Origin of the sequence: Maribacter arcticus, from assembly GCF_900167935.1 — a bacterium.
Taxonomy (GTDB): Bacteria; Bacteroidota; Bacteroidia; order Flavobacteriales; family Flavobacteriaceae; genus Maribacter; species Maribacter arcticus.
This window is the reverse complement of sequence record NZ_FUYL01000010.1, coordinates 202,326-226,666: the sequence shown is the minus strand read 5'-3', so window position 1 is coordinate 226,666 and position 24,341 is coordinate 202,326. Positions and strand designations below refer to the sequence as shown.

General features: G+C 34.5%; 27 protein-coding genes and 1 pseudogene. 15 read left to right on the top strand and 13 right to left on the bottom strand.

Features of this window, described 5'->3' with window-relative positions; all coding sequences use genetic code 11:
* Positions 1–212, top strand: a pseudogene (locus B5X55_RS19060) (IS110 family transposase); the annotation flags it as partial.
* Positions 213–338: 126 nt separating this feature from the next.
* Here the strand turns inward: B5X55_RS19060 and B5X55_RS15765 are convergent.
* The 4 genes from B5X55_RS15765 to B5X55_RS15750 all read right to left on the bottom strand — a co-directional run bounded on the left by B5X55_RS15765 (position 339) and on the right by B5X55_RS15750 (position 3,644).
* Positions 339–1,310 carry a DUF3179 domain-containing (seleno)protein gene (locus B5X55_RS15765; protein ID WP_079513611.1) on the bottom strand — a complete coding sequence of 324 codons (972 nt, stop codon included), beginning with the start codon at positions 1,308–1,310 and terminating at the stop codon, positions 339–341.
* A gap of 173 nt (positions 1,311–1,483) precedes the next feature.
* Positions 1,484–1,933 (bottom strand): GNAT family N-acetyltransferase, encoded by a 450-nt coding sequence (locus B5X55_RS15760; RefSeq protein WP_079513609.1) that lies wholly within the window; start codon positions 1,931–1,933, stop codon positions 1,484–1,486.
* 15 nt (positions 1,934–1,948) lie between these two features.
* On the bottom strand, positions 1,949–2,857 hold the full coding sequence (locus B5X55_RS15755) for a bifunctional metallophosphatase/5'-nucleotidase (protein ID WP_079513607.1): 909 nt from the start codon (positions 2,855–2,857) through the stop codon (positions 1,949–1,951).
* A gap of 1 nt (position 2,858) precedes the next feature.
* Positions 2,859–3,644: a 5'-nucleotidase C-terminal domain-containing protein gene (locus tag B5X55_RS15750; protein WP_079513605.1), complete on the bottom strand. Its 786-nt coding sequence runs from the start codon at positions 3,642–3,644 to the stop codon at positions 2,859–2,861.
* Between the two features lie 45 nt (positions 3,645–3,689).
* On the opposite strand from B5X55_RS15750, the gene B5X55_RS15745 reads away from it, so the two are divergent.
* From B5X55_RS15745 to B5X55_RS15685, 13 genes are all read left to right on the top strand, one after another.
* On the top strand, positions 3,690–4,223 hold the full coding sequence (locus tag B5X55_RS15745) for a DUF6913 domain-containing protein (protein ID WP_079513603.1): 534 nt from the start codon (positions 3,690–3,692) through the stop codon (positions 4,221–4,223).
* A 2-nt stretch (positions 4,224–4,225) separates the two neighbouring features.
* Complete coding sequence (dapA, locus tag B5X55_RS15740) at positions 4,226–5,116, top strand: 4-hydroxy-tetrahydrodipicolinate synthase (RefSeq protein WP_079513601.1); 891 nt, start codon at positions 4,226–4,228, stop codon at positions 5,114–5,116.
* Between the two features lie 118 nt (positions 5,117–5,234).
* Positions 5,235–6,062: an outer membrane protein assembly factor BamD gene (locus tag B5X55_RS15735; RefSeq protein WP_234999761.1), complete on the top strand. Its 828-nt coding sequence runs from the start codon at positions 5,235–5,237 to the stop codon at positions 6,060–6,062.
* Between the two features lie 11 nt (positions 6,063–6,073).
* Positions 6,074–6,406, top strand: coding sequence for a DNA-directed RNA polymerase subunit omega (locus tag B5X55_RS15730; protein WP_200811625.1), 333 nt, complete (start codon positions 6,074–6,076; stop codon positions 6,404–6,406).
* A gap of 5 nt (positions 6,407–6,411) precedes the next feature.
* Positions 6,412–7,617 (top strand): bifunctional phosphopantothenoylcysteine decarboxylase/phosphopantothenate--cysteine ligase CoaBC, encoded by a 1,206-nt coding sequence (gene coaBC, locus B5X55_RS15725; protein WP_079513597.1) that lies wholly within the window; start codon positions 6,412–6,414, stop codon positions 7,615–7,617.
* Positions 7,610–8,503 carry a type IX secretion system protein PorD gene (gene porD, locus B5X55_RS15720; RefSeq protein WP_079513645.1) on the top strand — a complete coding sequence of 298 codons (894 nt, stop codon included), beginning with the start codon at positions 7,610–7,612 and terminating at the stop codon, positions 8,501–8,503. The genes coaBC and porD overlap by 8 nt, the downstream gene beginning before the upstream one ends.
* A 54-nt stretch (positions 8,504–8,557) precedes the next feature.
* Entirely contained in the window at positions 8,558–10,225 is a 1,668-nt protein-coding gene (gene recN, locus B5X55_RS15715) for a DNA repair protein RecN (RefSeq protein WP_079513595.1), read from the top strand.
* A gap of 163 nt (positions 10,226–10,388) precedes the next feature.
* Entirely contained in the window at positions 10,389–11,195 is an 807-nt protein-coding gene (locus B5X55_RS15710; RefSeq protein ID WP_079513593.1) for an enoyl-ACP reductase FabI, read from the top strand.
* A gap of 55 nt (positions 11,196–11,250) precedes the next feature.
* Complete coding sequence (locus tag B5X55_RS15705) at positions 11,251–12,258, top strand: glycosyltransferase family 2 protein (protein ID WP_079513591.1); 1,008 nt, start codon at positions 11,251–11,253, stop codon at positions 12,256–12,258.
* Positions 12,258–13,223, top strand: coding sequence for a CdaR family protein (locus B5X55_RS15700; protein ID WP_079513589.1), 966 nt, complete (start codon positions 12,258–12,260; stop codon positions 13,221–13,223). Before B5X55_RS15705 ends, B5X55_RS15700 begins: the two co-directional genes overlap by 1 nt.
* A complete protein-coding gene (gene coaE, locus B5X55_RS15695) occupies positions 13,220–13,804 on the top strand; it encodes a dephospho-CoA kinase (RefSeq protein ID WP_079513587.1) in 585 nt (194 codons plus the stop codon). Before B5X55_RS15700 ends, coaE begins: the two co-directional genes overlap by 4 nt.
* Positions 13,805–13,887: 83 nt before the next feature.
* The gene (locus B5X55_RS15690) at positions 13,888–15,468 is read left to right on the top strand and encodes a sensor histidine kinase (protein ID WP_079513586.1); all 1,581 of its coding nucleotides are present in this window, start codon (positions 13,888–13,890) and stop codon (positions 15,466–15,468) included.
* A gap of 5 nt (positions 15,469–15,473) precedes the next feature.
* Positions 15,474–16,187: a response regulator transcription factor gene (locus tag B5X55_RS15685; RefSeq protein WP_079513584.1), complete on the top strand. Its 714-nt coding sequence runs from the start codon at positions 15,474–15,476 to the stop codon at positions 16,185–16,187.
* A 54-nt stretch (positions 16,188–16,241) separates the two neighbouring features.
* On the opposite strand, the gene B5X55_RS15680 is transcribed toward B5X55_RS15685, so the two are convergent.
* From B5X55_RS15680 to B5X55_RS15650, 7 genes are read right to left on the bottom strand one after another with little or no spacing between them, the layout of a single operon-like run.
* Positions 16,242–16,730: a gluconokinase gene (locus tag B5X55_RS15680; RefSeq protein WP_079513582.1), complete on the bottom strand. Its 489-nt coding sequence runs from the start codon at positions 16,728–16,730 to the stop codon at positions 16,242–16,244.
* Positions 16,723–17,643, bottom strand: coding sequence for a tRNA (adenosine(37)-N6)-dimethylallyltransferase MiaA (gene miaA / locus B5X55_RS15675; protein ID WP_079513580.1), 921 nt, complete (start codon positions 17,641–17,643; stop codon positions 16,723–16,725). The genes B5X55_RS15680 and miaA overlap by 8 nt, the downstream gene beginning before the upstream one ends.
* Positions 17,636–18,493, bottom strand: coding sequence for an ion transporter (locus tag B5X55_RS15670; protein WP_079513578.1), 858 nt, complete (start codon positions 18,491–18,493; stop codon positions 17,636–17,638). The genes miaA and B5X55_RS15670 overlap by 8 nt, the downstream gene beginning before the upstream one ends.
* Position 18,494: 1 nt before the next feature.
* Positions 18,495–19,865: a 3'-5' exonuclease family protein gene (locus B5X55_RS15665; RefSeq protein WP_079513576.1), complete on the bottom strand. Its 1,371-nt coding sequence runs from the start codon at positions 19,863–19,865 to the stop codon at positions 18,495–18,497.
* 42 nt (positions 19,866–19,907) lie between these two features.
* Complete coding sequence (locus B5X55_RS15660; protein ID WP_079513574.1) at positions 19,908–20,561, bottom strand: YggS family pyridoxal phosphate-dependent enzyme; 654 nt, start codon at positions 20,559–20,561, stop codon at positions 19,908–19,910.
* 24 nt (positions 20,562–20,585) lie between these two features.
* The gene (locus B5X55_RS15655) at positions 20,586–21,476 is read right to left on the bottom strand and encodes a 3-hydroxyacyl-CoA dehydrogenase family protein (protein ID WP_079513572.1); all 891 of its coding nucleotides are present in this window, start codon (positions 21,474–21,476) and stop codon (positions 20,586–20,588) included.
* Positions 21,473–22,447 carry a Gfo/Idh/MocA family protein gene (locus B5X55_RS15650; RefSeq protein WP_079513570.1) on the bottom strand — a complete coding sequence of 325 codons (975 nt, stop codon included), beginning with the start codon at positions 22,445–22,447 and terminating at the stop codon, positions 21,473–21,475. Before B5X55_RS15650 ends, B5X55_RS15655 begins: the two co-directional genes overlap by 4 nt.
* A 147-nt stretch (positions 22,448–22,594) precedes the next feature.
* On the opposite strand from B5X55_RS15650, the gene B5X55_RS15645 reads away from it, so the two are divergent.
* Positions 22,595–23,236, top strand: a complete 642-nt coding sequence (locus B5X55_RS15645; RefSeq protein ID WP_079513568.1) for a protein-L-isoaspartate(D-aspartate) O-methyltransferase — start codon at positions 22,595–22,597, stop codon at positions 23,234–23,236.
* Here the strand turns inward: B5X55_RS15645 and smpB are convergent, their stop codons facing one another.
* Positions 23,237–23,698: an SsrA-binding protein SmpB gene (gene smpB / locus B5X55_RS15640; protein ID WP_079513566.1), complete on the bottom strand. Its 462-nt coding sequence runs from the start codon at positions 23,696–23,698 to the stop codon at positions 23,237–23,239.
* 89 nt (positions 23,699–23,787) lie between these two features.
* Entirely contained in the window at positions 23,788–24,330 is a 543-nt protein-coding gene (locus B5X55_RS15635; protein ID WP_079513564.1) for a SixA phosphatase family protein, read from the bottom strand.
* Positions 24,331–24,341: the final 11 nt, after the last annotated feature.

The window sequence follows — 24,341 nt, the reverse complement described above, 5'->3', positions numbered from 1 at the left end:
GAAAGCTTCGGAATCTTTTATTTCTATGTTCCTTTAATGCTTGTAAGCACAACAAGGCTTGCAAGGAAGTTTATGAGCGAATAGTGAATAAAGGAAAGAGTAAGAAGCTTGCATTGATTGCTGTAGCTAACAAACTACTCAAACAGTCTTTTGCTATTGCAAAATCTGGAAGACCATATGATGAAACTTACGTTTCAATATTGCCTAGATAAATAGAAGATAGATCGAATAAAAAAAGCTCAAAGAATCAAGTTATTGAATCTATGAGCCTGGAATAGTATTGTCTCAGATTAAGGAAGAATTTACTTGTTTTTTACCTCAGTTCTTTGTTATGCGCTTTACTTTTTAAATACGATGGTATTCGGATAAAAATTATTCCAAGCCCAATCATAAACAATTGTACTAGGAATCATACCTCCTTTTTTGTCCTCTGCCCAAGCAGTTAATCCTGAAGAATCAAAATGTACATAAACTTCTTCATTCTTTTGCTTGTAAATTAAAGGTGAATTCCCTTCAAATAGCGTTTCTAGTGGAAAGAATATAGCTAAACTACCTAGGTCTATGCCTAATCCCAAGTTTTGAATTTGGTGTTCGGAGTTATTTGGACGTTTCTTCCCTGGCATCCAAGTATTGTAATATCGTTTTTGAAGTACCTCTTCCGGAAAAGCCGCATTAGAGGTATCTTTATTAATAGCTACTTTAGTAGTAGGATACTTTGCCTTCCAAAAGCCCCATGTGCTCTGAATTGATGCGACTGGGGATAAATGCTTACCCTTTAACTTCCCTTCAATAGCTTTACCTGATAGTTGATTCCATACTGACTTTGTTTCCCTGTCGATTATCAACAAATTATTGTCTTTAAGTCCTCTGCCAAAATCAAAACCTGATTTAGTTCCATTAATTTTACCATTGAAAACTCGTGCAGAACCTACAAGAGGACAGTAAGTTAATAGAAAGTTATCATCACCTATAACAAGATTAGCCACTTCAAAACCTGATAAATACTTAATTGGAACAGCAATGTGAGAATTCGCTAATGATATACCAAGAACTAATTCATTACTGTCTAATTCTTCATTCCCAGAATCCGTTAACTCTAAATTATCTAGTCCTTTGTCAATTGGCATATTAAAAACGAAAGGTTGTCCGCTAGGTCTATCCTGAGCGAATAAACGTACGTAGTCACCTTCTGCTTTTGAAGTATCATTGTTAGTTTTATTTTGTTTACATGATGCAAATGCTACCACAAAAAGCATCATTAAAAAAATCAGTTTCAATTTTTTCACTGTAGTCATTATTTTATTGCGCATAACACATATATATGTGTAATTTTTCACCAAGATACAAAAACGGCAAAAATCCTAGGAGCCTTTAATAATAAAGGATGTAGAACAGATATTAGTAGTAGGTATTTTGTATATCATTATTTATATTTACAATGTTTTGATATACAAGATGTATTATAAAATTATGGAGTATAGATTCAAAGCAATTTGTTAAAACACACGCTATTTTCCATTTTCTCATAAGGCGGGTAGTTAGGTATAATTGTATACCCATTCTTTTTATAAAGAGCAATAGCTTCGGGTTGGCGAAGTCCAGTTTCTAGCACACTAGAGTAATAGTTCAATTCTTTGGCCCATAGCTCTAGTTCATTTAAAACTTTAGAGGCTATACTTTTTCCACGATGGCTTGGTAGAATAAACATCCGTTTTACTTCAATGGTAGTTTCATTAAAAGGTTTGAAAGCGCCACAGCCTACAGGTAGGTTATCTATGTAGTAAACCACACAATATTTGAGGTGTACGATACCATTAAACTGAGCGTAAAACGCATTATCATCACCATCACGCTCTGCTAAATCTGCATCAAGCAAAGTAACCATAGATTTAAAATTACTATCGGTACTTGTGGTTCTTTTTAGTTGCTCCATATTTTGGTCTAAAATTTAGACTTTAATAGTATAACCAGTAGCAGCATTGCCTGTATTGTCGAAGTAAAAATCGATTCTACCTAAATTTACTCCAAAACAACCTACTTGGTTTACCAAAACTTCACGGCCAGTGGCATTAGTAACCACTGTTGGTTTTTCTAAAAATGTATGTGTGTGACCGCCAATAATTAAATCGGTGTATTTGGTTTTCTTGGCTAGTTTTAAATCGTCTGGTTTTTCAGGAAAATCATATTCGTATCCTAAATGGGAAAGGCAAATAACCAAGTCGCATTTTTCTACCTCTTTTAACTTGGTTTCCATATCTGTCGCCATTTCGAAAGGGTCAAGGTATAGGGTTTCTTTATAGAGCTTTTTTGTGACCAATCCGTCTAATTGAATACCTAAACCATAAACGCCAATTTTCAAACTATTTCGTTCATATATCTTATAGGGTTGTGTAAAACCATTTAAATCTGTATTAGTAAAATCATAGTTAGCACTTAAGAAATTAAATTTAGCGTAAGGCATTTGGGCTAAGAGTCCGTCAACGCCATTGTCAAAATCATGATTACCAATAGTGGTCGCATCATAATTGAGCATACTCATCAATTTAAATTCGAGTTCACCACCATAAAAATTGAAATACGGAGTACCCTGAAAAATATCACCGGCATCGAAGAGTAGGGTATGGGGGTTTTCTTTTCGAATACTATCAACCAAACCAGCTCTTCTAGCCAAACCTCCTAAACCAGGGAAATCGGCATGATCATTTGGGAAAGCATCTATATGACTGTGTACATCATTGGTGTGTAAAATGGTAATATGCTTCTTTGTCTGCGTGCTACACGAATTAAGACTTAATCCGCCAAGAGTTAATAAACTTGAAGAAGCTGCGGTATTTCGTATAAATTTTCTTCTTTCCATATTACTTTAGTTGATAATATCTTAGGTCTACTTTAGGTGATAGCGTATCTACTTTAGAAAAGAAATCTATCATTGCATTTCGTATTTTATAATCGGTCTCTGTTTTAGAAACCGCCTCTTTAAAAAAGTCCATATTATCGCCACCGGTCACCAAATAATCTGAAGTAGCTACAAAATAGGTTCTATTCATATTTATCGGCTTGCCGCCGATAGTAAAAGTGTTTACGGTATTGTCTTTATTTAAGATTAATTGAATACCGGCTACAGGGTGTGCTCGCTTTGCCTTTATAAGATATTCAACCATTTTTAAAAGAGACTCCGCTTTTAACTCTACCACCACGACTGAATTTTCAAAAGGCATAACCTCGTAGGCGGTTCTTGCGGTAACATTTCCTTTAGATATGATAGAACGTATACCACCGTGGTTAAGTAATACAAAGTCAATCGAATTTCCTGTTCGTTTTTGAAATATAGTATTCGTTTCACTCATGACAATATCGGCCATAAGGTTGCCCGCCGTTGTATTGAATTTACCATCTGTTTTTGAGATCGTAAATGGAGCGTACGCTATGGTACTATCAAGAACCTGTTCTACCCGATTATGATAAGGAGTAATAAAATCTTGAATACTATCGACAAGAATATTACTGCTATCGATGGCTATTTGCCTACCAGTCAATTCGGTAAGGTGTTTTGTTTCCTTCTTACAGGATCCTAAAACTAATAATGTTATAAATATAACAAAATGTTTTATTTTTAAAATACCAAAGTGTTTTAACTTCGCCATAGAGTTGCAGGGATATTATTTACATTTGTGTAAATGTAAAAATACATGTTTTTAAAAGGAATTAAGGACAAGTTTAAACGAAAATCTGGCCGTAAGTCATTGAATAAATTGGTGGCAACGCCAGTTCCTGTAACGCGTGAGAGTAAGGGCATACGTTCATTAGGTTGTATTGTTGATTTGGATAAATTCGAAAAGTCAGATCTGTTTTATCAGTTTCAAGACGAATTTTCGTTGCAACCAAATGCAGTAAAGATTATAGGATATAAGCGTTTTTATGATAAGAATTCGCCCTATGCAACACCTGTATTTTCAGATAAGGATTTAGGGTGGAACGGTGAAATAGAAAATAGTTATGCTCTTGAATTTTTAGGCAGAGAATACGACCTATTAGTAAACTATTACGACGAGGATAGTCTTTTGTTAAATTTAATGTCAGCAAAGACCAAAGCCCGTATAAAAGTAGGTTTTAAAGAAGTTGATCCTGCTTATAACGATTTAATATTAGATACGCCGTTAAAGGACTTTCAGTTGTTTAAAAAAGAATTGAAGAAGTACTTAGGCATTTTTAAAGAGATTTAATTATGAAAGAATTACAGGGTGCAGGAGTTGCGTTAATTACGCCTTTTAAAGAAGACGGTTCGGTAGATGTTCTTGCCCTTAAAAAGGTGGTATCCCATAATATAGAAGGTGGCATCGATTATTTGGTAGTGCTAGGTACAACTGCAGAATCTGTAACGCTTACAAAAGCTGAAAAACTATTGGTAATGCGTACGGTTGAGGAAGCGAATGCAGATGTTTTGCCATTGGTAATAGGCGTAGGGGGTAATAATACGTTGGGTCTTGTAGAGGAATTACAGACGTTAGATTTATCTGCCTATACCGCAATTTTATCAGTATCTCCTTATTATAATAGACCTACACAAGAAGGGATTTTTCAGCACTTTAAAGCACTTTCGCTAGTATCGCCATTACCTATCATAGTATATAATGTACCAGGCCGAACAGGTAGTAATATGCTACCTGAAACAGTAGTACGTTTGGCAAAGAGTTTCGAGAATATTGTTGCAGTTAAAGAAGCATGTGGTGATATGCAACAGGTTTTAGAGCTTATTTCTAAAAGGCCAGAGGGTTTTTTAATTCTCTCTGGTGATGACATTACTGCATTACCAACCATAGTTGCTGGTGGTGACGGCGTAATTTCGGTAATAGGCCAAGGATTGCCCGTAGAATTTTCTAAAATGGTTCATGAAGGATTAAATGGAAATACCGATGAGGCCTACAAGTATCATTATAAGTTGCAAGAAGGTATGAAGCTTATTTTCGAGGAAGGCAACCCAGCAGGTATTAAAGTTATATTTGAATATTTAGGTATAGCCAAGCCTTTTGTTCGACTTCCACTTATGTCTGCGACCGATTCATTGAAACATAGAATTGTTTCATTTATGGAATCGGTGATTCGTATACCTGCATAAATTTCGTTAAAACTTCCCCAAAAGGTAGTTTTGTGCCGCATAAAGCCTGTATTTTTATTGGTTTAAAATGTTTTTTAAATCCATTGATAATCACTAATTTTGCAAAATGTTTTTTAAAATGAGGCGAATATTCCCGATTCTATTGATTGCCATTGCTTTACAATCTTGTAGCGAGTACCAAAAGGTGCTTAAGAACGATGATGTAAAAGCTAAATATGATTTGGCTGAAAAATACTATGAAGAAGGAGATTTCAAAAGGGCTAACCGTTTGTATGAGCAGATAGCACCGAAATATGTTGGTAAGCCACAAGGTGAACGTGTAATGTTCTTTTTATCCAATAGTTATTTTAACCGTGGCGATTTTAATATGGCCGGCTATCAATTTGAACGTTTCATAAAATCGTATCCTAAAAGTGATAAGGTTGTTGAAGCATCATTCTTAGGGGCAAAAAGTTATTATGAGTTATCACCTGAATATTCTTTAGATCAGACTGAAACAGATAAAGCGCTATTGAAGTTGCAAAACTTCATAAATACGTATTCTGAATCTGAATATTTTGTAGAAGCAAATGCGATGGCGCAAGAGCTTACTGCTAAGAAAGAAGAGAAAGCTTTTCGAATAGTGAAGCAATACAATAAGTTAGGTGAGTTTAACTACGATATGCTTAAATCTGCTGTTGCCGCAAGTGATAACTTTGTTTCGGATAATCCTGGTTCAAAATATAGGGAAGACGCAATGTTCATTAAATTAGAGGCTTTGACTCATATGGCTATGAACAGTTTTGAGAGCTTAAAAGAAGAGCGTTTAAAATCAGCAAAAGCTGCCTACAACACACTTAAGAAGCAATTTCCAGAATCAAAATTCGATAAAGAGGCTAATACTATTATCGAGAAAATAAATAAAGAATTACAACGTTTGGAACCACAGACCGTTGAATCAAAATAAATAATTTAATTATGAATATGAACGATTTAAAAAACTCAAAAGCAGCGGTATCTACTGTTACTATTAACCGTAACGAGTTCGATAAGCCAACTGGAAATATTTACGAGGCTATTTCAATTACTGCAAAACGTGCTGTTCAGATTAATTCTGAAATTAAAAAAGAACTTTTAGAGAAATTAGAAGAGTTTGCTACCTATAGCGATAGTTTAGAGGAAGTTTTTGAAAATAAAGAGCAGATTGAAGTTTCTAAATTTTACGAAAAATTACCTAAGCCTCATGCTATGGCGGTAGAGGAGTGGTTGATGGATAAAATCTACCATAGAAATACAGAAAAAGACGCTTAAGAAATATGTTGAACGGCAAAAACATTCTTTTAGGAATTACCGGAGGAATTGCTGCTTATAAAACAACATTCTTAGTTCGTTTATTTATAAAAGCTGGCGCTAACGTTAAGGTTATACTTACCGATAGCGCCAGCTCTTTTGTTTCGCCACTTACCTTGGCTACTTTGTCTAAGAACGCTGTAGTTACAGATTTTGTAAAATCTGAAGGGAATACTGTAGAATGGAATAATCATGTAGAATTAGGTCTGTGGGCAGATCTTATGATTATTGCCCCAGCTACAGCTAATACGATGTCTAAAATGGCATTGGGTACATGTGATAATCTATTATTGGCCACGTACTTATCTGCGAAGTGTCCGGTATTTGTTGCTCCTGCAATGGATTTAGATATGTATAAGCACCCGAGTACAAAAAGCTCAATGGATGCGCTCATGTCATTTGGTAATGTGGTTATACCTGCAACCAGTGGTGAGCTCGCGAGCGGCCTACATGGTGAGGGTAGAATGGCCGAGCCAGAGGCTATTGTTGATTTTATTAAAAATCATCTTTCCCAAGGATTGCCTTTGACAGGAAAAAAAGTATTGATTACGGCAGGGCCAACCTATGAAGCTATTGATCCTGTACGTTTTATAGGAAATCACTCCTCAGGGTTAATGGGGTTTGAGCTTGCTAGAACAGCTGCTAATTTAGGTGCCGAAGTTTATTTGGTAACAGGCCCTACACATTTATCGATAGCGCATGATAATATTCATGTGGTAAAAGTTGTTTCTGCCGAAGATATGTATCACAGCGCACAGATGTATTATGACAATTCAGACATCGTAATTTGTGCTGCAGCAGTAGCCGACTATAGGCCTAAGTCTGTAGCTGAGCAGAAAATTAAAAAGTCTGACGAAAACTTTACTATAGAATTGGTCAAGAATAAAGATATTCTAAAAACGTTCGGTGAACACAAGAAAAATCAATACTTGGTTGGTTTTGCCCTAGAGACCGAAAATGAGGTAGAGAATGCATTGGGTAAGCTTAAGCGTAAGAATTTAGATGCAATAGTATTGAATTCAATGAGAGATAAAGGTGCAGGTTTTGGTGGTGCTACCAATAAAATTACTTTTATAGATACCAATTCTACCATAACTACGTTTGAACTAAAGACCAAGGCAGACGTTGCCGTGGACATCTTTAATGAAATTATTAAAAGACGTTATGCGTAAGATTTTTTTTCTACTACTGTTGTGTCTAGTAAGTTTAACCGCTAAGGCACAAGAATTAACCTGTACCGTTACGGTTAATTCTGACCAGTTATCGCAAGGCGATCTTCAGGTATTTAAGACATTAGAGCGTTCGTTGAATGATTTTGTGAACAAGTCAAAATGGACGAACCGGGTTTATAAAGAAAATGAACGTATAAATGCTCAAATGTTCATTACGATTACGGAATATGAATCGAACCGATTTAAAGGCAATATTCAAATACAATCTTCAAGACCTGTATACAATACATCATATTCTACACCTGTTTTTAATTATAAAGACAATCAGTTTAGTTTTCAATACATAGAATTTCAGCCGTTAATATTCAACGATAATCAGTTCGAATCTAATTTGGTAAGTGTACTGTCTTACTATGCGTATATTATGCTAGGTCTTGATGCAGATACCTTTTCTTTAGAAGGTGGTACTGATTTTTATAGAAAGGCACAGAATATTGTGACTATGGCGCAAGGAAGTAATTTTGCTGGATGGAGCCAATCTGCAGACTCTAATAGAAGTAGGTTTGAGTTGGTAGATAATCTGTTATCAAACACGTATAGAGAATATCGTATTGCAATGTATAATTACCATAGAAAAGGGTTAGATATAATGTCTGATAATAATAGTACCGGAAAACAGGTAATAGCGGGTACCATGAATCTTTTTCAAACGATGATTAATAGAAGACCTAATGCGTTTTTGATTTCTACTTTCTTTGATGCTAAATCTGAAGAGATTCAAAATATTTTTTCTGACGGACCAAAGGTAGATATTGTTAAGTTGAAGGAAACCTTAAATAAAATCGCCCCTCTTTACGCTACTACTTGGAACGATATTAAATATTGAACCTTTTTTCAAAACGGAATATAGATTACCTTTGTTAATCTAAAATTCTGAAACGTGCTTTCAACCCTTTCCATTACTAATTATGCATTAATTGATAGTCTTGAAGTAGACTTCGATAAAGGTTTTACCGTAATTACAGGTGAGACAGGTGCAGGTAAATCAATACTACTTGGTGGTTTATCTCTTGTGCTTGGTAAACGGGCAGATTTATCTTCTTTACGAGTTAAAGATGAGAAATGTATTATTGAAGGTATTTTCAAAATTGATACTTACGGACTTCAGAATTTTTTTGAAGAGAATGATTTAGATTATGACGTTAGTACAGTCATTAGAAGAGAGATTTTGCCTAGTGGTAAGTCACGAGCTTTTATAAATGATACTCCGGTAACTTTAGATGTGCTTACTAAACTTGGTGAAAATTTAATTGATATTCACTCTCAGCATCAGACCATGCAGCTTACCGAAAATGACTTTCAATTGAAATTGGTCGATGCATTGGCCGACAATCAGAAAAGACTATTAACATACGCCAAAGGATTAAAGACGTACCGTAAGGCACAAAAAGAGCTTCAGGGTTTAATTGATGTACAGAGCACGGCCAATAAAGAACAAGATTATAATTCATTTTTGTTGACTGAGCTAGAGAAAGCACCTTTGAAAATTGGTGTTGTCGAAGAGCTAGAGGAAGATTACGAGCAATTAAACAATGTGGAGTTAATCATGGAGCAATTGTCTAAAGGAGATCAATTGTTTAATGATGAGCAAATTGGTGTATTGTCTTTGGTAACCGAAATGAGGCAATCCCTTTCGAAATTAGTTGATTTTGGAACTAACTATAAAGAGTTGTGTCAACGTGTGCAATCAGTATGTATAGAATTAGACGATGTAAGCTCAGAATTACAACGGTTACAAGAGGGTGTTGAGGCAGATCCCAAAAGGCTTGAAGAAGTAAATGGAAAATTACAGCTTCTTTATAACTTGTTGAAAAAGCATAATGTAAGTGAGATTTCAGAGTTGATTACCATAAAAAATGACCTCGCTGATAAAGTATTTGAGACGGCTCATTTAGATGAAAAAATTTCATTGAAGACCCTCGAGTTACAGGATATGGAATCTGCATTAGAGGAACAGTCTGTTGTATTGCGTGAAAAACGAAATGCTGTTATACCAAAATTAAAATCGAAGTTAGAAGCAGATTTGGCGCTATTGGGAATGCCAAGCGCATCTTTTGAAATTTCTTTAAGTGCAACCGATACCTTCACGGCAACAGGAATGGACGAGCTTTCTTTTCTTTTTACAGCGAATAGAGGCGGTAGTTATGGTGAGTTGAAAAAAGTTGCATCTGGAGGAGAATTATCTAGAATAATGTTGGTTATAAAGGCGATTCTTGCTAAATATGAAAAACTACCCACAATAATGTTTGATGAAATCGATACAGGGGTATCTGGAGAAATTTCAAACAGAATGGCAGATATCATGAAAGATATGAGTGCTGATTTACAAGTGTTTTCAATAACACACTTACCACAAGTCGCTTCAAAAGGAAATAATCATTTTAAAGTGTTTAAAACTGAAGGAGCTGAACGCACAATGACCAACATGAAAAAATTGAACACTGATGAAAGGGTTGTCGAATTGGCGCATATGTTAGGTGGTAAAGACCTGTCAGACTCGGCATTGGCTCATGCAAGGCAATTATTGAGCCCATCATTAAAAGTTTGATTTAGTTTCATTTATCTTGACTGTTGCAATTTTTTGTTTTGTAATGGTTTAGAGGGCCCTAGACTTTATGTATTGGATAAGGGTATTTACTGCACACTTCAATTCGGTTTTAACATATTTTAGATATCTTTGAATTATAACTTTAACTATACAATCAACTATCATGGGATATAACTTATTAAAAGGAAAAAGGGGAATTATTTTTGGAGCACTAGATGAGAATTCTATTGCATGGAAAACAGCACAAACTGTACACGATGAAGGTGGTACTTTTGTTTTGACAAACGCCCCAATTGCAATGAGAATGGGTCAGATTGATGAGTTGGCTAAAAAAACAGGTTCTCAGATTATTCCAGCAGATGCTACAAGTGTTGAAGATTTAGATAATTTAGTAGCTAAGGCAGTTGAGATTTTAGGAGGTAAGATTGATTTTGTATTGCATTCTATCGGTATGTCTGTAAATGTTCGTAAAGGGCGCGCTTACACCGATGAAAAATATGATTTCACTTTAAAAGGATGGGATGTTTCAGCCCTTTCTTTTCACAAGGTAATGCAATCATTATATAAGGCCGATGCCATGAATGAGTGGGGTAGTATTGTTGCATTGACCTATATGGCTGCACAACGAACGTTCCCAGACTATAATGATATGGCAGATAACAAAGCATATTTAGAATCTATTGCACGTAGTTTTGGTTATTTCTTCGGAAAAGAAAAGAAAGTTAGAGTGAATACGATTTCACAATCACCTACCGCAACTACTGCTGGGCAAGGTGTTAAAGGTTTTGGTGGCTTTATTAGTTATGCGGAAAAAATGTCTCCACTAGGAAATGCAACGGCCCAAGATTGTGCTGAATATACGGTGACATTGTTCTCAGACTACACTAAAAAGGTAACCATGCAGAATTTGTTTCATGATGGTGGTTTCTCTAATACAGGTGTTAGTCAAGAAGTTATAGAGAAATTTTAATCAGGTTTTCAATCATCTAATCTTTTTGGAACCTATTTATTAGAGGAAAGTAATAATGGACTTATCGTTTTCTTTTATCATTCCCGTATACAATAGACCCAACGAAATTAAGGAGCTGTTGAACAGTCTGCGGTTACAAACCTATGAGAAAACTTTTGAGGTGGTCATTGTCGAAGATGGCTCTACTATCTCGTCAGAAGAAGTTATAGGTGAGTATCTAGATTCGGTTTCCATATCTTATTTTAAAAAACCAAATTCAGGCCCAGGAGATTCCCGTAATTACGGTATGGGTAGAGCTAAGGGTAATTATTTTATTGTACTGGACTCTGATTGTATTCTTCCACCTGCGTACTTAAAAGTAGTAGAGGAGAGTTTAAAAGAAGATTTTGTACACTGCTATGGTGGTCCAGATGCGGCACACGAATCTTTTACAGTGGTTCAAAAAGCGATTAATTATGCCATGACCTCATTTTTGACCACTGGTGGAATTCGTGGAGGTAAAAAAGCGGTAGATAAATTTCAGCCCAGAAGCTTTAATATGGGTATTTCAAAAGAAGCTTTTGAAAATGTGGGCGGTTATGGAAATATTCATCCAGGGGAAGACCCAGACCTCACCATACGCATCTGGAACAAAGGATATAGAACCAAATTGATTTCAGCAGCCTTTGTGTTTCATAAAAGACGTATAGATTGGAACAAGTTTTATATACAGGTAAATAAGTTTGGTATGGTAAGGCCTATTTTAAATTTATGGCATCCAGCTACTAAAAAAATAACCTATTGGTTTCCTACAGTATTCTGTATAGGTCTATTAATTTCTATCTTATTGGCCTTAGTCGGTTTTAAAATTTTATTGTATTTCTATGCAATTTATTTTTTAGTTTTATTCATAGATGCGCTACGTGTAACTGGAAATTTGAATGTTGCCTTCTTGTCCTTAATGGCAACAGTGATACAATTTTTCGGATATGGATACGGATTTTTAAAATCAACCCTGTATATTAATTTAAGTAATAAAAAACCAGAGGAAATTTTTCCTAAATTATTTTTTAGAGTTAATTGATGGTACGGCTAATAGAATGGATACGAACAGGATTGAAAAAAAGAAAGGTGAAAGTCTTTCTTCTATTTCTATTGTGCGCATCACTTGCTTGGTTTATTAATAAACTTTCACAAACCTACACGAGCAATACCACCTTTACTATAACGTATACAAATATTCCATCAGAATTTTTGTTGGCAAATACACCTAAGAAAGAACTTCAAGTGCGACTAAAAGCAGCTGGATTTCAATTTTTAGGATATCACTTGAAGCCAAAAGAGATTCAATTAGATGTGAGTAAAGTAATGCATAAAGACGATAGTTATTACTTAACATCAGATCAGATTAGAATACAGTTAGAAGCTCAACTTAATAATTACAGTACGTTAACCGATTTCGATAGTGATGTTATTTATTTCGATTTCACCTCGTTGAAAACCAAGAAAGTTCCTGTTAGAGCAAATGTAGAATTGACATTCGCCGCAAATCATATTTTAGAGGGACAAATACTTTCACAGCCTGATTCTATTCAAATATCAGGTCCTAAAAGTCAGATAGACACCATTAATGTTATAGAAACTGAGCTACTTAAAATTGATGATTTAAATAATTCATTTTCAAACGAGGTTGCTTTGAAGTTGCCTAAGCAATTGAATGGAACTACATTCTCGAATAATTTTGTTCGTATTATTGGTAATGTGGTTAAATTTTCTGAGCTAGTTATTGAAGTACCAGTAACGGTGATAAATTTACCGCCAGATGTAAAGGTGAGAACCTTTCCTGAAATTGTAGAAGTACGTTGCCAAGGAACATTAGAGCGTTTAAAAGAATTAGAGGCTAAAGATTTTGAGGTTGTAGCAGATTATTCATATGTCTCTTCAGAAACAGGGAATCGTTTATCGGTTAGACTAACACAATACCCTAAGACCTTGAACAATGCAATGATAGACACTAATGAGATTGAATTTATTTTAAGAAGGGAATGATTGTAGTAGGGTTAACAGGCGGAATAGGAAGTGGTAAATCTACCATAGCAGCAATGTTTCGTGAGCTTGGTGTGCCCGTGTATAATTCAGATGAGCGAGCTAAGCACTTAATGAATACTTCTAAAAAAATAAGGAAACAGCTAGTTGAACTTTTAGGTAAAAAAACATATCTAGATGATAAATTGAATAGGACCTTTATCGCAAAAAAGGTTTTCAATGATACTGATTTATTAGAGCAGCTTAATCATATAGTACATCCTATAGTGCGAAAAGACTTTATTAAATGGGCAAAAAAGCAAAATAGCCCATACGTGATTCAAGAAACAGCTTTGTTATTTGAAAATAATGCCCAAAAATTATATGATGCTGTAATTCTTATAACCGCACCGAAAGAATTAAGAATAGCGAGAGTTTTATCGCGAGATGAATCTACAAAAGAGCAGATTGTCGCCAGAATGAATAATCAACTTGATGATGAAAATAAGTTAGAATTAGCCGATTTTGTCATAGAAAATATTGACCTAAAAAGTACAGCGTTAAAAGTTTTGAACATACATGAGCGCATCCTTGCTGAATGTTAGTAGTTTGGCAATTTTAACATTTTTGTTAAGGTTAGGTTAAACGTACTATTGTCTAACTGTTAAATCTTTAATTTTATCCACTAATGAACAAAAAGTTATTTGTGCTCTTAGTAGTTTTAATGAGCCTTTCACTTATTGGTCTGATTTTCGTTCAAAGCTTCTGGATTAAAAAGTCTATTGAAAGCAGTGAAGAGCAATTCTCTAGTAGTGTTTCTGAAGCGTTGAACAGTGTCACCAATAAAATTTCTGAAAGAGAAACTAAGAACTACTTCGATAGATATTTAAATGCTAAAGATAGTATAGGTGAACTTAAAGGTGCACAGCTAACAAATTTTTTCTTTATTGATAGGGATGTCAACTCTAACGAAATTTTACTGTATGAACACGGTATTTTGGAAGAAGATTATGGTATTTCGTCCACGTTCTTTGATAGTACTGATGGTGCAGATACAACCATTATTAAAAATTTTACCAGCAAACGAACAACCTCTATTTTTAAGGAGGATTTTGATTTAGAAGGAAATGCTTTTCGTTTAAACCCGATTCAACGTATTGAAAAAATCGGAGGACTTAATAAAATGGAAAAGGCCGCCATGGAAGAGATGTTTATGGTGCACGCTAAACGAACAGCTATTCACATGAGGGTTTCTAAGCAGGAAATTGAATTGTTATTGCAGCGTGAATTGGAGAATAGAGGTGTTGACATCGCTTTTGAGTATGGTATTTATAGCAATGGTTTACCAACAAAGGTAAAATCGTCTAAATTCAAATATGCTGAAACTAATATTTATAAATCTCCCATGTTTGTAGATTTTGAGGGAGTTTCGAATTTCGATTTGTTAATATCGTTTCCTAAGAAAAAACGTTTCTTGGTTCAGTCAATACTGGGTTTAGCAATGCTTTCTTTACTATTTACTATAATTATTGTGGTGGCATATTCTGGTGCAATTTATCAATTGATTCGTCAGAAACAGATATCTGAAATAAAAACAGATTTCATTAACAACATGACTCATGAATTTAAAACACCAATAGCGACTATAAACTTAGCGGTTGAAGCTATTAAAAACCCAAAAATTATTGGGGATCAAGAAAAGGTGTTGCGGTACTTGCAGATGATACGTGATGAGAATAAAAGAATGCATGCCCAAGTAGAAAATGTATTACGGATATCTAAGTTAGAGAGAAATCAACTTGATATCAGTAAGGATAGGGTTAATGTACACGAAATAATAGAAGACGCTATTACCCATGTAGAGCTAATTGTAGATGATAGAGGAGGTTATATACATACACATTTAGATGCTGAACGATCAGAAATATTGGCCAACGAAATGCATTTTACCAATGTATTAGTAAACATTCTCGATAATGCCATTAAATATTCTGAAGAAGCACCGAAAATAGATGTGTTTACAGAAAAAGCAAAGAATAATATCATAATTAAGGTTCAAGACCAAGGTACCGGTATGAGCAAAGCTGTTGTCAAGAAAGTTTTTGAAAAATTCTATAGAGAACACACAGGAGATATACACAACGTTAAGGGGCATGGTTTAGGATTGTCCTACGTTAAAAAAATAGTCGAAGATCACCAAGGTGAAGTATACGCCGAAAGTGAAAAAGGAAAAGGAAGTACATTTTACATAAAACTGCCGTTAATATAAATATTATGGAAACAATAAATAAGAAGATACTTTTAGTTGAGGACGATCCGAATTTTGGTATCGTATTGAAAGATTATTTGTCAATGAATGACTTCGATGTCACATTGGCTAAAAATGGAATGGAAGGTTTTGAAAAGTTCAAAAAAGATAATTTTGATATCTGTATTTTGGATGTAATGATGCCTTATAAAGACGGTTTTACCTTGGCAAAAGAGATTCGTGAAAAGAACGAGAACGTTCCTATTGTTTTTCTAACGGCAAAGACGATGAAGGAAGATGTTCTAAAAGGATATAAAGCTGGTGCAGATGATTATCTGAATAAGCCTTTTGATTCTGAAGTATTGTTGATGAAATTGAAAGCTATTCTTCAAAGAAAGGCTTCTAATGGTCTAGCTGATAGTAAGAAATTTGAGTTTACAATCGGTGGCTTCCACTTAAATTCTAAACTAAGATTCTTAAAATATAAGGATACTGAATCCATTAAATTATCTCCGAAAGAGAATGAATTGCTTCGTTTATTAGCATTGCATGAGAACGACTTAATGCCACGTGAATTAGCATTGACCAAGATTTGGAGAGATGATAATTACTTTACTTCACGTAGTATGGATGTTTATATCGCCAAATTACGTAAGTATTTAAAAGTTGATGATACGGTTGAAATATTAAATATTCACGGAGAAGGTTTCCGTTTGGTTATCAAGACTGAAGGTGAATAAAATTCAATAAAATTTATATTAAAAAAAGCATCCCATTTGGGATGCTTTTCGGTTTTAAAGCTTTTTAGTTATTTCGGTTACAATTTCGCTGGGTGTTTGGTCAATTGAAATGGTAAGTGCCTCGGTAGGCACTTCTAAGGTGTCAAATTGAGATTGTAAGAGACCTTTTGGCATATAGTGATTCTTACGTTCATTCAAACGCTTGTTGATTAGTTCAAAGCTTCCGTTTAAATAAATGATTTTATATTGACCTTCTAAATTATGTCCCAAAATAGTCCTATACTTTTCTTTAAGCGCTGAACAAACAATTACTGCGCCAGTTGAGATGTTATTTAGAGCAACCTCATTAAGACGCTCTAACCAACCTTGACGATCATCATCATTCAAAGGTTTTCCTTCACTCATTTTCTTGACATTTGCCTCTGGATGAAAACTATCTCCATCAAAGAAAGGAATATTCAACTTGTCAGCCAATAGTTGACCAATAGTTGATTTTCCACTACCAGAAACTCCCATGACAAATAAAATTTGTGATTCAACCATTCTTTAGTTTTAAAACTTCAGTATTTATTTCGTTTAATATATGGTTCTGTTCATAATCATAATCAAACCATATGGTATTTTCATTTTTAAGAAACCATGTAAGTTGTCTTTTAGCAAATCTTCTGGTATATTTCTTAATTTCTGAAATAGCGAATTCTAATGTCCACTGGTCATCAAAGAAATTGAAAAGTTCTTTGTAGCCAACTGTTTGCAATGCATTATAATTTCTATATGGTAATACCTCTTTGGCTTCTTCAAGAAGGCCTGCCGTTAACATTAAATCAACTCTATGGTTAATACGGTCATAGATTATTGCTCTATCTGCTTTAATGCCTACAGTTATTACTCTAAAGCCTCTTTCTGCTTTTGGTTTGTCTATAAATGAAGAATAAGGCTTTCCACTACCAATAGTTACTTCAAGAGCTCTAATTACACGTTGCGGATTATGAATATCTACCTTATTAAAATATACAGGGTCTAACCTTTCTAATTTTTGCTGTAAATATTTAATACCATGCTCCTTGAGTTCAAAATTCAATGCTTCTCTAACATCAGCCTTAATTGTTGGAAAGTAATTTAATCCGTCGGTAACGGCGTTGACATAAAGTCCGCTACCACCTACCATAATTACAACTTCATTTGTTTTAAATAGGTAAGATAATTTTTCAATAGCATCACGCTCAAAATCTCCAACCGAATAGGGTTCGCTTATATTTTTATGTTGAATAAAATGATGCTTAGCTTGGTTTAACTCTTCATTTGTTGGAACCGCTGTACCAATATTCATTTCTTTAAAAAACTGCCTAGAATCCGCAGAAATTATTTCAGTATCGTAATACTGAGCCAACAAAATAGCCAGTTTAGTTTTGCCAATAGCGGTAGGACCTACAACAGAAATAAGAATTTTATTCATTCAAAAGTGCTCCGCAGTTATAACAATGGGTTGCATCATCTCTATGACCTTCTTTACTACACGTAGGGCAACTTTGGGTGTTGACGTGAACATACCTTCCTGGCTCTCCATCATTAGATTTGTCTTTGTTTTGTCTGCCAAATTCAGCAGTTACTATTCCCGTTGGCACTGCTATAATACCATACCCCAATAACATAATAACTGTTGCAATAAATTGCCCTTGAGGTGTAATTGGGGCAATATCACCATAACCAACTGTTGTAAGGGTAACTATGGTCCAATAGATACTAGTAGGAATACTAGTAAACCCTGCTTCATCACCTTCTACCCAATACATTAAGGTGCCCAATATTACCGATGCAATTAACACAGAAAAAAGGAATACGATTATTTTAGCACGACTTGCTTTCAATGCACTTTTTAAATGTGAGGCTTCGCCTAAAAACTGAACCAATTTTAAAATCCGAAATACCCTTAGTAATCTCAATGCACGAACTGCCAAAAATACTTGGGATCCAACAAAAATATAGGATAAGTATAAGGGTATTGTAGAGAGAAAGTCGATTATTCCATAAAAACTAAAAATATAATTTTTAGGCTTTTTGATACAAACAATTCGGGCAATATATTCGATGGTAAAGAAAATGGTAACAATCCACTCTAGAGTCAATAAAACGTAATGATACTCAGCATCGATACTTTTTACACTTTCAAGCATTATGAGAATTACACTGAAAATGATAATGAAAAATAAAATTAAATCGAACAATTTACCCATGGGGGTATCTGCTTCATAAATAATTTCATGAAGTTTATTTTTCCAAGGTGATAATTTGTCTTCCTCTTTCAAATTAAACGTTTAATTCTACAATTTTATGTACTCTTTTTTTTCTGAGATAAGATTCTATTAGAAAATTAGCGTCTCGCGTACCATTCATAGGGGTGATTAAAGTTTCCAAGATATGAATATTATTTATTTGATAGTTAAGGTCGTAAAAACCAAAACCTACAAGCGAGCCATTTTTAATTAAAATTGCACTTTGTTCGCCAATCTCACGCCCTTTATCAAGCAATATGATATTTGCATCTTTACGAATACTATTCTTTAATATTGCGGCAACTACACGTTCGTTATAATCCTTTTGATCTTCCTTGCTAATACAGGCACCTTTACAAGTACCATTTTCATATCCAGAACAATTGTTTCGAGCTTCACTTATACCATTAACTTTTTCACATAGCTCTAACTCTTTAGTGATTTTATATAAGTAATTTTTAGCACTGAATACTCCATTGAACAGGGCTAAAGGTTCTTTACATTCACGATAAGCTTTAATTTCTAAAACAAAGTATCCGTTTTCATTTTCAGTTTTACACAACGTATGACTAAACATTCTCTTTCTAGGAATACTGCTATATTTAGGCTTAAGTTTTAATAGCTCTTCGTGTTCTTTAAGAATTGCTACAAGTTCATTGCCTGTTAGCTCATAAGTTACTTTTTTAGTATCCTTGGCTAGTTTTCTAGATTTGTCGCCGCTTTTAGTAAAGAGTTGGTTTACCTTTTTCTTGATATCTGTGCTTTTACTAAGGTAAATGATATCACCATCTTTATTATGCATATAAAAGATACCTGTTTTATTAGGTAGTTCTCTAACAATATCTAATTGTTTTTCAGAAAGTTCGCCTTGGGTTTCTTTTCTAATAGTATCCTTTATGATTATTTTTTCAGAATCTTTTGCCAGCAAAAGCTTGAATAACTTTATTGTTGCTAATGCGTCTCCATTTGCTCTATGGCGATCACTTACAGGTATGCCTAATGACCTAACTAACTTGCCGAGGCTATATGAATCAGCATCAGGTAATAATAGTTTTGAAAGGTCAACGGTGCATAGGGTCTTTCGTTCAAAATTATAGCCCAAACGTCTAAATTCTGTCCGTAATATCCGGTAATCGAATTGGGCATTGTGAGCAACTAAAACGGTGTCTTCAGTAATTTCAATAATTCGTTTGGCTACCTCGTAAAATTTAGGTGCGGTTTGTAACATTTTACTGTTAATACCGGTAAGTTTAACAACAAAGGGTTGAATTTCCTTTTCAGGATTTACTAAACTGATAAATTTGTCAACTACCTTTTGACCATCAAACTTATGAATAGCAATTTCGGTGATACCTTCTTCATTAAATTTTCCGCCTGTGGTTTCAATATCTAAAATCGCGTACATCTAGTAAAATCTGATTTATTTAAGTAGTAGAAATCGTTTGGGTTATTTTCGCGTTCCAAAGATACTACTTCCAATACGTACCATAGTGCTTCCTTCTTCTAGGGCAATTTTATAATCTCCACTCATACCCATAGATAGTATAGTGAAATTTGGATAGGTGTTTTCTAATTTAGTGTATAATGATTTAAGGCTCTTAAATTCTCTTCGTACCTGATTCATGTCATCAGTAAATGTGGCCATACCCATTAAACCAACAATTTTCACATGTTTATATGCCTTAAATTCTTCATTCTCTACTAAAGCAAGTAATTCATCTTCATCAAAACCAAACTTTGTATCTTCTTCTGCTATGTGCACTTGTAAAAGACATGAGATGGTTCTATTGTATTTCTCAGCCTGTTTATTTATTTCAGCCAATAATCTAGGACTATCAACACCATGTACTAAAGAAACATATTCAGCCATGTATTTGACCTTATTTCGTTGTAGATGACCTATCATATGCCATTCGATATCTTTCGGCATATTTTCCCATTTTTCTGTCATTTCTTGAACCCTATTTTCTCCAAATATGCGTTGGCCTTCATCATAAACTTGTTGAAGGTCTGATATAGGTTTAGTCTTTGAAACGGCAACTAAGGTTACAGATTCGGGCAGGGTACTTAAAATGGAGGAAAGATTTTCCTTTATGGACATAGTATATTCTGTTATGTAAAAATTTTAATTTTCGAATTGACTTGATACTTTTTCTGCTTTTCTACTTTCGGAATAATTATAAAATCCTTCTCCGGATTTAACACCTTTTTTTCCAGCCATAACCATATTGACCAAAAGGGGTGAAGGTGCATATTTTGCATTTTTAAATCCGTCATGCATTACATTTAAAATAGAAAGACAAACATCTAGACCTATGAAATCTGCCAATTGTAATGGTCCCATGGGGTGAGCCATGCCCAGTTTCATTACGGTATCTATTTCTTGAACACCGGCAACCCCATGATGTAAGGTTTCTATCGCCTCATTAATCATAGGCATTAATATTCTATTTGCAACAAAACCTGGGTAATCGTTAACCTCGGTAGGAGTTTTTCCTAATTTTTTAGAAAGCTCCATTATCGTTTTGGTCGTAGCGTCTGATGTGCTGTAACCACGTATAATTTCAACTAAGGTCATTATAGGCACTGGGTTCATGAAATGCATACCGATGACCTTATCCGGTCTGTTGGTGGACGCTGCTATTTGCGTTATAGAAATTGATGACGTATTGGAGGCTAAAATTGTATTTGAATCACATATGGCGTCCAAATCTTTAAAAATACTCAGTTTAATAGCTAAATTTTCAGTGGCAGCTTCAATCACTAAACCTGTACCAGAAATACCCGATTTTAAATCAGTAAACTGTGTAATGTTCGAAAGTGTATTATCCCTATCTAAGCTTGAAATTTTCTCCTTAGACAACATCCGATTCAAATTATTGGCAATGGTGGCAACTCCCTTATCAAGTGCATCTTGAGAAACATCAATTAAATGTACTTGAAATCCGTTTTGGGCGAAGACATGGGCAATACCATTACCCATAGTACCAGAACCTATTACACCAATTTTTTTCATATTTTCTTTGGATTAAATGCAGCAATAATTTGTAAAGCTACTTTAAGGGCTTGAGTACCTTGTGTTAAACTGACAATTGGTGTTGTATTATTGTTTATGGCGTCTGCAAACGATTCAAGCTCATCTAAAATAGCGTTATTAGTTTCAATCGACGGATTTTCAAAGTAAATCTGTTTTTTGATTCCTTCGGCATTTTGTAGAATCATATCAAAATCACCAGGTTCTTTTGGTGCATCTTTCATTTTAACGACTTCTACTTTCTTCTCAAGAAAATCAACAGAGATATAAGCATCTTTTTGAAAAAAACGAGATTTCCTCATATTTTTCAATGAAATTCTGCTAGCCGTTAAATTCGCAACACAACCATTTTCAAATTCTAACCTAGCGTTTGCAATATCTGGCGATTGGCTAATTACCGATACACCACTTGCATTTATTTGTTTTACTTCAGAATTTACAACACTTAAAATTGCATCGATATCATGAATCATTAAATCCAAAACCACAGGCACATCGGTACCTCTTGGATTAAACTCAGCTAAACGATGACTTTCAATGAACATGGGCTGTTTTATGGCATTTTTTACTGCGGTAAATGCAGGATTGAATCGTTCCACATGTCCAACCTGACCTTTTACACCATATTTAGTCTCTAAGGCTAATAGTGAATTGGCTTCTTCTAGAGTATGGGTAATCGGTTTTTCAATGAAAATATGCTTTCCTTTTTCAATAGATTTTTTCGCACATTCATAATGAGAAAGAGTAGGGGTTACAATGTCTATAACATCTACAGCATCTATTAAATCATCAAGATTTTTAAAATAGGTGTACCCGAAATCGGCGCTTACCTTTTCTCCATTAGAGTTATCTGCATCATGGAACCCAATTAGTTCATACTTTTTAGATTCATTTAGAAGTCTAAGGTGGATTTTACCAAGATGACCAGCTCCTAAAACACCAACTTTTAGCATTTGTTTCGTTTTGTTCAAAAATACACATAGTTAGGTAGTTTTATCCTATGGACTATTTCAATTTTATCATTTATTGACTTAAGTTTTAAACAGGTTCTTCTGTTGTTAGAAGATCTTTGCTAACTTTGAAAGTCAAACCAACTACCATTGAAAGATACCTTTAAGCATAGAGGCATGCGCAACCATTTAGCGCAATTATTAGAAGAAAAAGGAATAACCGATAAAAAGGTACTCGATGCCGTTCGTGAAATTCCGCGGCATTTATTTATGGATAGTAGCTTTGAGGGCCATGCTTACCAAAATAAAGCATTTCCTATAGCTGCTAATCAAACAATATCGCATCCATTTACTGTTGCTTTTCAAACTGAATTGCTGCAATTAAAAGAAGGGCAAAAAGTTTTGGAGATAGGTACAGGTAGTGGTTACCAGACTGCTATTCTTTTAAAGTTAAAAGTTAAAGTCTATACTATTGAAAGACAACTTGAGCTGTTTAAGAAAACCAATTTATTTTTTAAGAAAATGGGCTATCGACCTAAGAAACTGATTTTTGGAGACGGTTATAAGGGCTTGCCAGAGCAGGCGCCATTTGATCGTATCATTGTTACGGCAGGCGCTCCTGAAGTACCAAAAGCATTGCTTTCACAGTTAAAAGTAGGGGGTAGGTTAGTAATTCCTATAGGGTTTGAAGAACAAATTATGACCTTGTTTGTACGAACTACTGAAAAGGAATTTTCGAAGTCTGAATATGGGTCGTTTCGATTTGTACCTTTATTAGAGAATAAGAACTAACTAGTTATTAAAATTCTTTTTTACACGTGCGAGGTCACGCTTATTGTCACGATCTTTAATGGAATCTCTTTTATCATAAAGTTTTTTACCTTTTGCCAGAGCTATTTGCATTTTAGCAAGACCTCTATCATTTAAGAATACACGAAGAGGAACAATAGTTAAACCAGAAGTTTTCACCTCTTTACTCAATTTTTTAAGCTCTCTTTTTTGTAGAAGTAATTTTCGCTCAGCTTTTGGTTTGTGGTTAAAGTGAGATGCATGTGAGTATTCGTCAATCTGCATATTAATTACGAAAAGCTCATCTCTATCATTAAATTCACAAAAACTCTCAGTAATAGATGCACGACCTTCTCTAATGGCCTTAATTTCTGTACCCGCTAAAACTATGCCGGCCGTAAATTTATCCATCAGCTCATATTCGAAATGAGCTTTTTTATTCCTTATGTTGATCGTGTTTTGCATTGATGACAAAAGTAAGAACAATTGAATGAATGTCTTAACCTTTTTAAACTATTTGAAAATGGTATTAGAGGTTTTGAAAGAATAGAATGTTAATCTGGACAGTTGCAGTTGAAAATAAGTTTATTTACCGTAGGTCTTCCGTTTACAATCTGTACTATAAATAAAATTCCATTTTCGCTATCATCGATATCAGAATAACGTTCTTCATCAATCAATTTGTTTACAAACTCTGGCGTAGTATTGCTATGCCCAACTATTAAAACATTTTTATTTAGATTGTTGGTTTTAAATTGTGTGATGTCTAGAGAGCTTGGGTCGTAATACTGTACATCAATATTTTTCTTTACCGATGTTGGGGCTGCAGTCATAGAAGTTCTATTATAGTCTGTAGAATATATGGCGTCTAAATCAACATCTGCAAGAATTTCTGCCCAATGCATGGCTCTACCTAATCCTTTTTGATTAAGTTCAGGGTCAGAATCATCAGGATTGCTTCTAACCTTTTCTGCATGTCTAATTAAGTAAAATGTTGAAACGGATGTTTGATCTTGCGAAGTATCTATAACAACCTCATCTTTACAAGAAAGACTGATTAATAGGCATGTAAAAAGAAGAAATTTTATGGCTTTCATGAAAATTTGTT

Excerpts from the sequence above, each read along its gene's own strand:
- coaBC (WP_079513597.1), top strand. The coding sequence starts at position 6,412 with ATGTTGAACGGCAAAAACATTCTTTTAGGAATTACCGGAGGAATTGCT.
- B5X55_RS15685 (WP_079513584.1), top strand. The coding sequence starts at position 15,474 with ATGGAAACAATAAATAAGAAGATACTTTTAGTTGAGGACGATCCGAAT.
- dapA (WP_079513601.1), top strand. The coding sequence starts at position 4,226 with ATGAAAGAATTACAGGGTGCAGGAGTTGCGTTAATTACGCCTTTTAAA.
- smpB (WP_079513566.1), bottom strand. The coding sequence starts at position 23,698 with ATGCAAAACACGATCAACATAAGGAATAAAAAAGCTCATTTCGAATAT.
- B5X55_RS15760 (WP_079513609.1), bottom strand. The coding sequence starts at position 1,933 with ATGGAGCAACTAAAAAGAACCACAAGTACCGATAGTAATTTTAAATCT.
- B5X55_RS15735 (WP_234999761.1), top strand. The coding sequence starts at position 5,235 with ATGAGGCGAATATTCCCGATTCTATTGATTGCCATTGCTTTACAATCT.
- B5X55_RS15765 (WP_079513611.1), bottom strand. The coding sequence starts at position 1,310 with ATGCGCAATAAAATAATGACTACAGTGAAAAAATTGAAACTGATTTTT.
- porD (WP_079513645.1), top strand. The coding sequence starts at position 7,610 with ATGCGTAAGATTTTTTTTCTACTACTGTTGTGTCTAGTAAGTTTAACC.
- B5X55_RS15700 (WP_079513589.1), top strand. The coding sequence starts at position 12,258 with ATGGTACGGCTAATAGAATGGATACGAACAGGATTGAAAAAAAGAAAG.
- B5X55_RS15705 (WP_079513591.1), top strand. The coding sequence starts at position 11,251 with ATGGACTTATCGTTTTCTTTTATCATTCCCGTATACAATAGACCCAAC.
- B5X55_RS15755 (WP_079513607.1), bottom strand. The coding sequence starts at position 2,857 with ATGGAAAGAAGAAAATTTATACGAAATACCGCAGCTTCTTCAAGTTTA.
- B5X55_RS15730 (WP_200811625.1), top strand. The coding sequence starts at position 6,074 with ATGAATATGAACGATTTAAAAAACTCAAAAGCAGCGGTATCTACTGTT.
- B5X55_RS15635 (WP_079513564.1), bottom strand. The coding sequence starts at position 24,330 with ATGAAAGCCATAAAATTTCTTCTTTTTACATGCCTATTAATCAGTCTT.
- B5X55_RS15650 (WP_079513570.1), bottom strand. The coding sequence starts at position 22,447 with ATGCTAAAAGTTGGTGTTTTAGGAGCTGGTCATCTTGGTAAAATCCAC.
- B5X55_RS15660 (WP_079513574.1), bottom strand. The coding sequence starts at position 20,561 with ATGTCCATAAAGGAAAATCTTTCCTCCATTTTAAGTACCCTGCCCGAA.
- B5X55_RS15655 (WP_079513572.1), bottom strand. The coding sequence starts at position 21,476 with ATGAAAAAAATTGGTGTAATAGGTTCTGGTACTATGGGTAATGGTATT.
- miaA (WP_079513580.1), bottom strand. The coding sequence starts at position 17,643 with ATGAATAAAATTCTTATTTCTGTTGTAGGTCCTACCGCTATTGGCAAA.
- B5X55_RS15665 (WP_079513576.1), bottom strand. The coding sequence starts at position 19,865 with ATGTACGCGATTTTAGATATTGAAACCACAGGCGGAAAATTTAATGAA.
- B5X55_RS15680 (WP_079513582.1), bottom strand. The coding sequence starts at position 16,730 with ATGGTTGAATCACAAATTTTATTTGTCATGGGAGTTTCTGGTAGTGGA.
- B5X55_RS15710 (WP_079513593.1), top strand. The coding sequence starts at position 10,389 with ATGGGATATAACTTATTAAAAGGAAAAAGGGGAATTATTTTTGGAGCA.
- B5X55_RS15745 (WP_079513603.1), top strand. The coding sequence starts at position 3,690 with ATGTTTTTAAAAGGAATTAAGGACAAGTTTAAACGAAAATCTGGCCGT.
- B5X55_RS15690 (WP_079513586.1), top strand. The coding sequence starts at position 13,888 with ATGAACAAAAAGTTATTTGTGCTCTTAGTAGTTTTAATGAGCCTTTCA.
- B5X55_RS15750 (WP_079513605.1), bottom strand. The coding sequence starts at position 3,644 with ATGGCGAAGTTAAAACACTTTGGTATTTTAAAAATAAAACATTTTGTT.
- coaE (WP_079513587.1), top strand. The coding sequence starts at position 13,220 with ATGATTGTAGTAGGGTTAACAGGCGGAATAGGAAGTGGTAAATCTACC.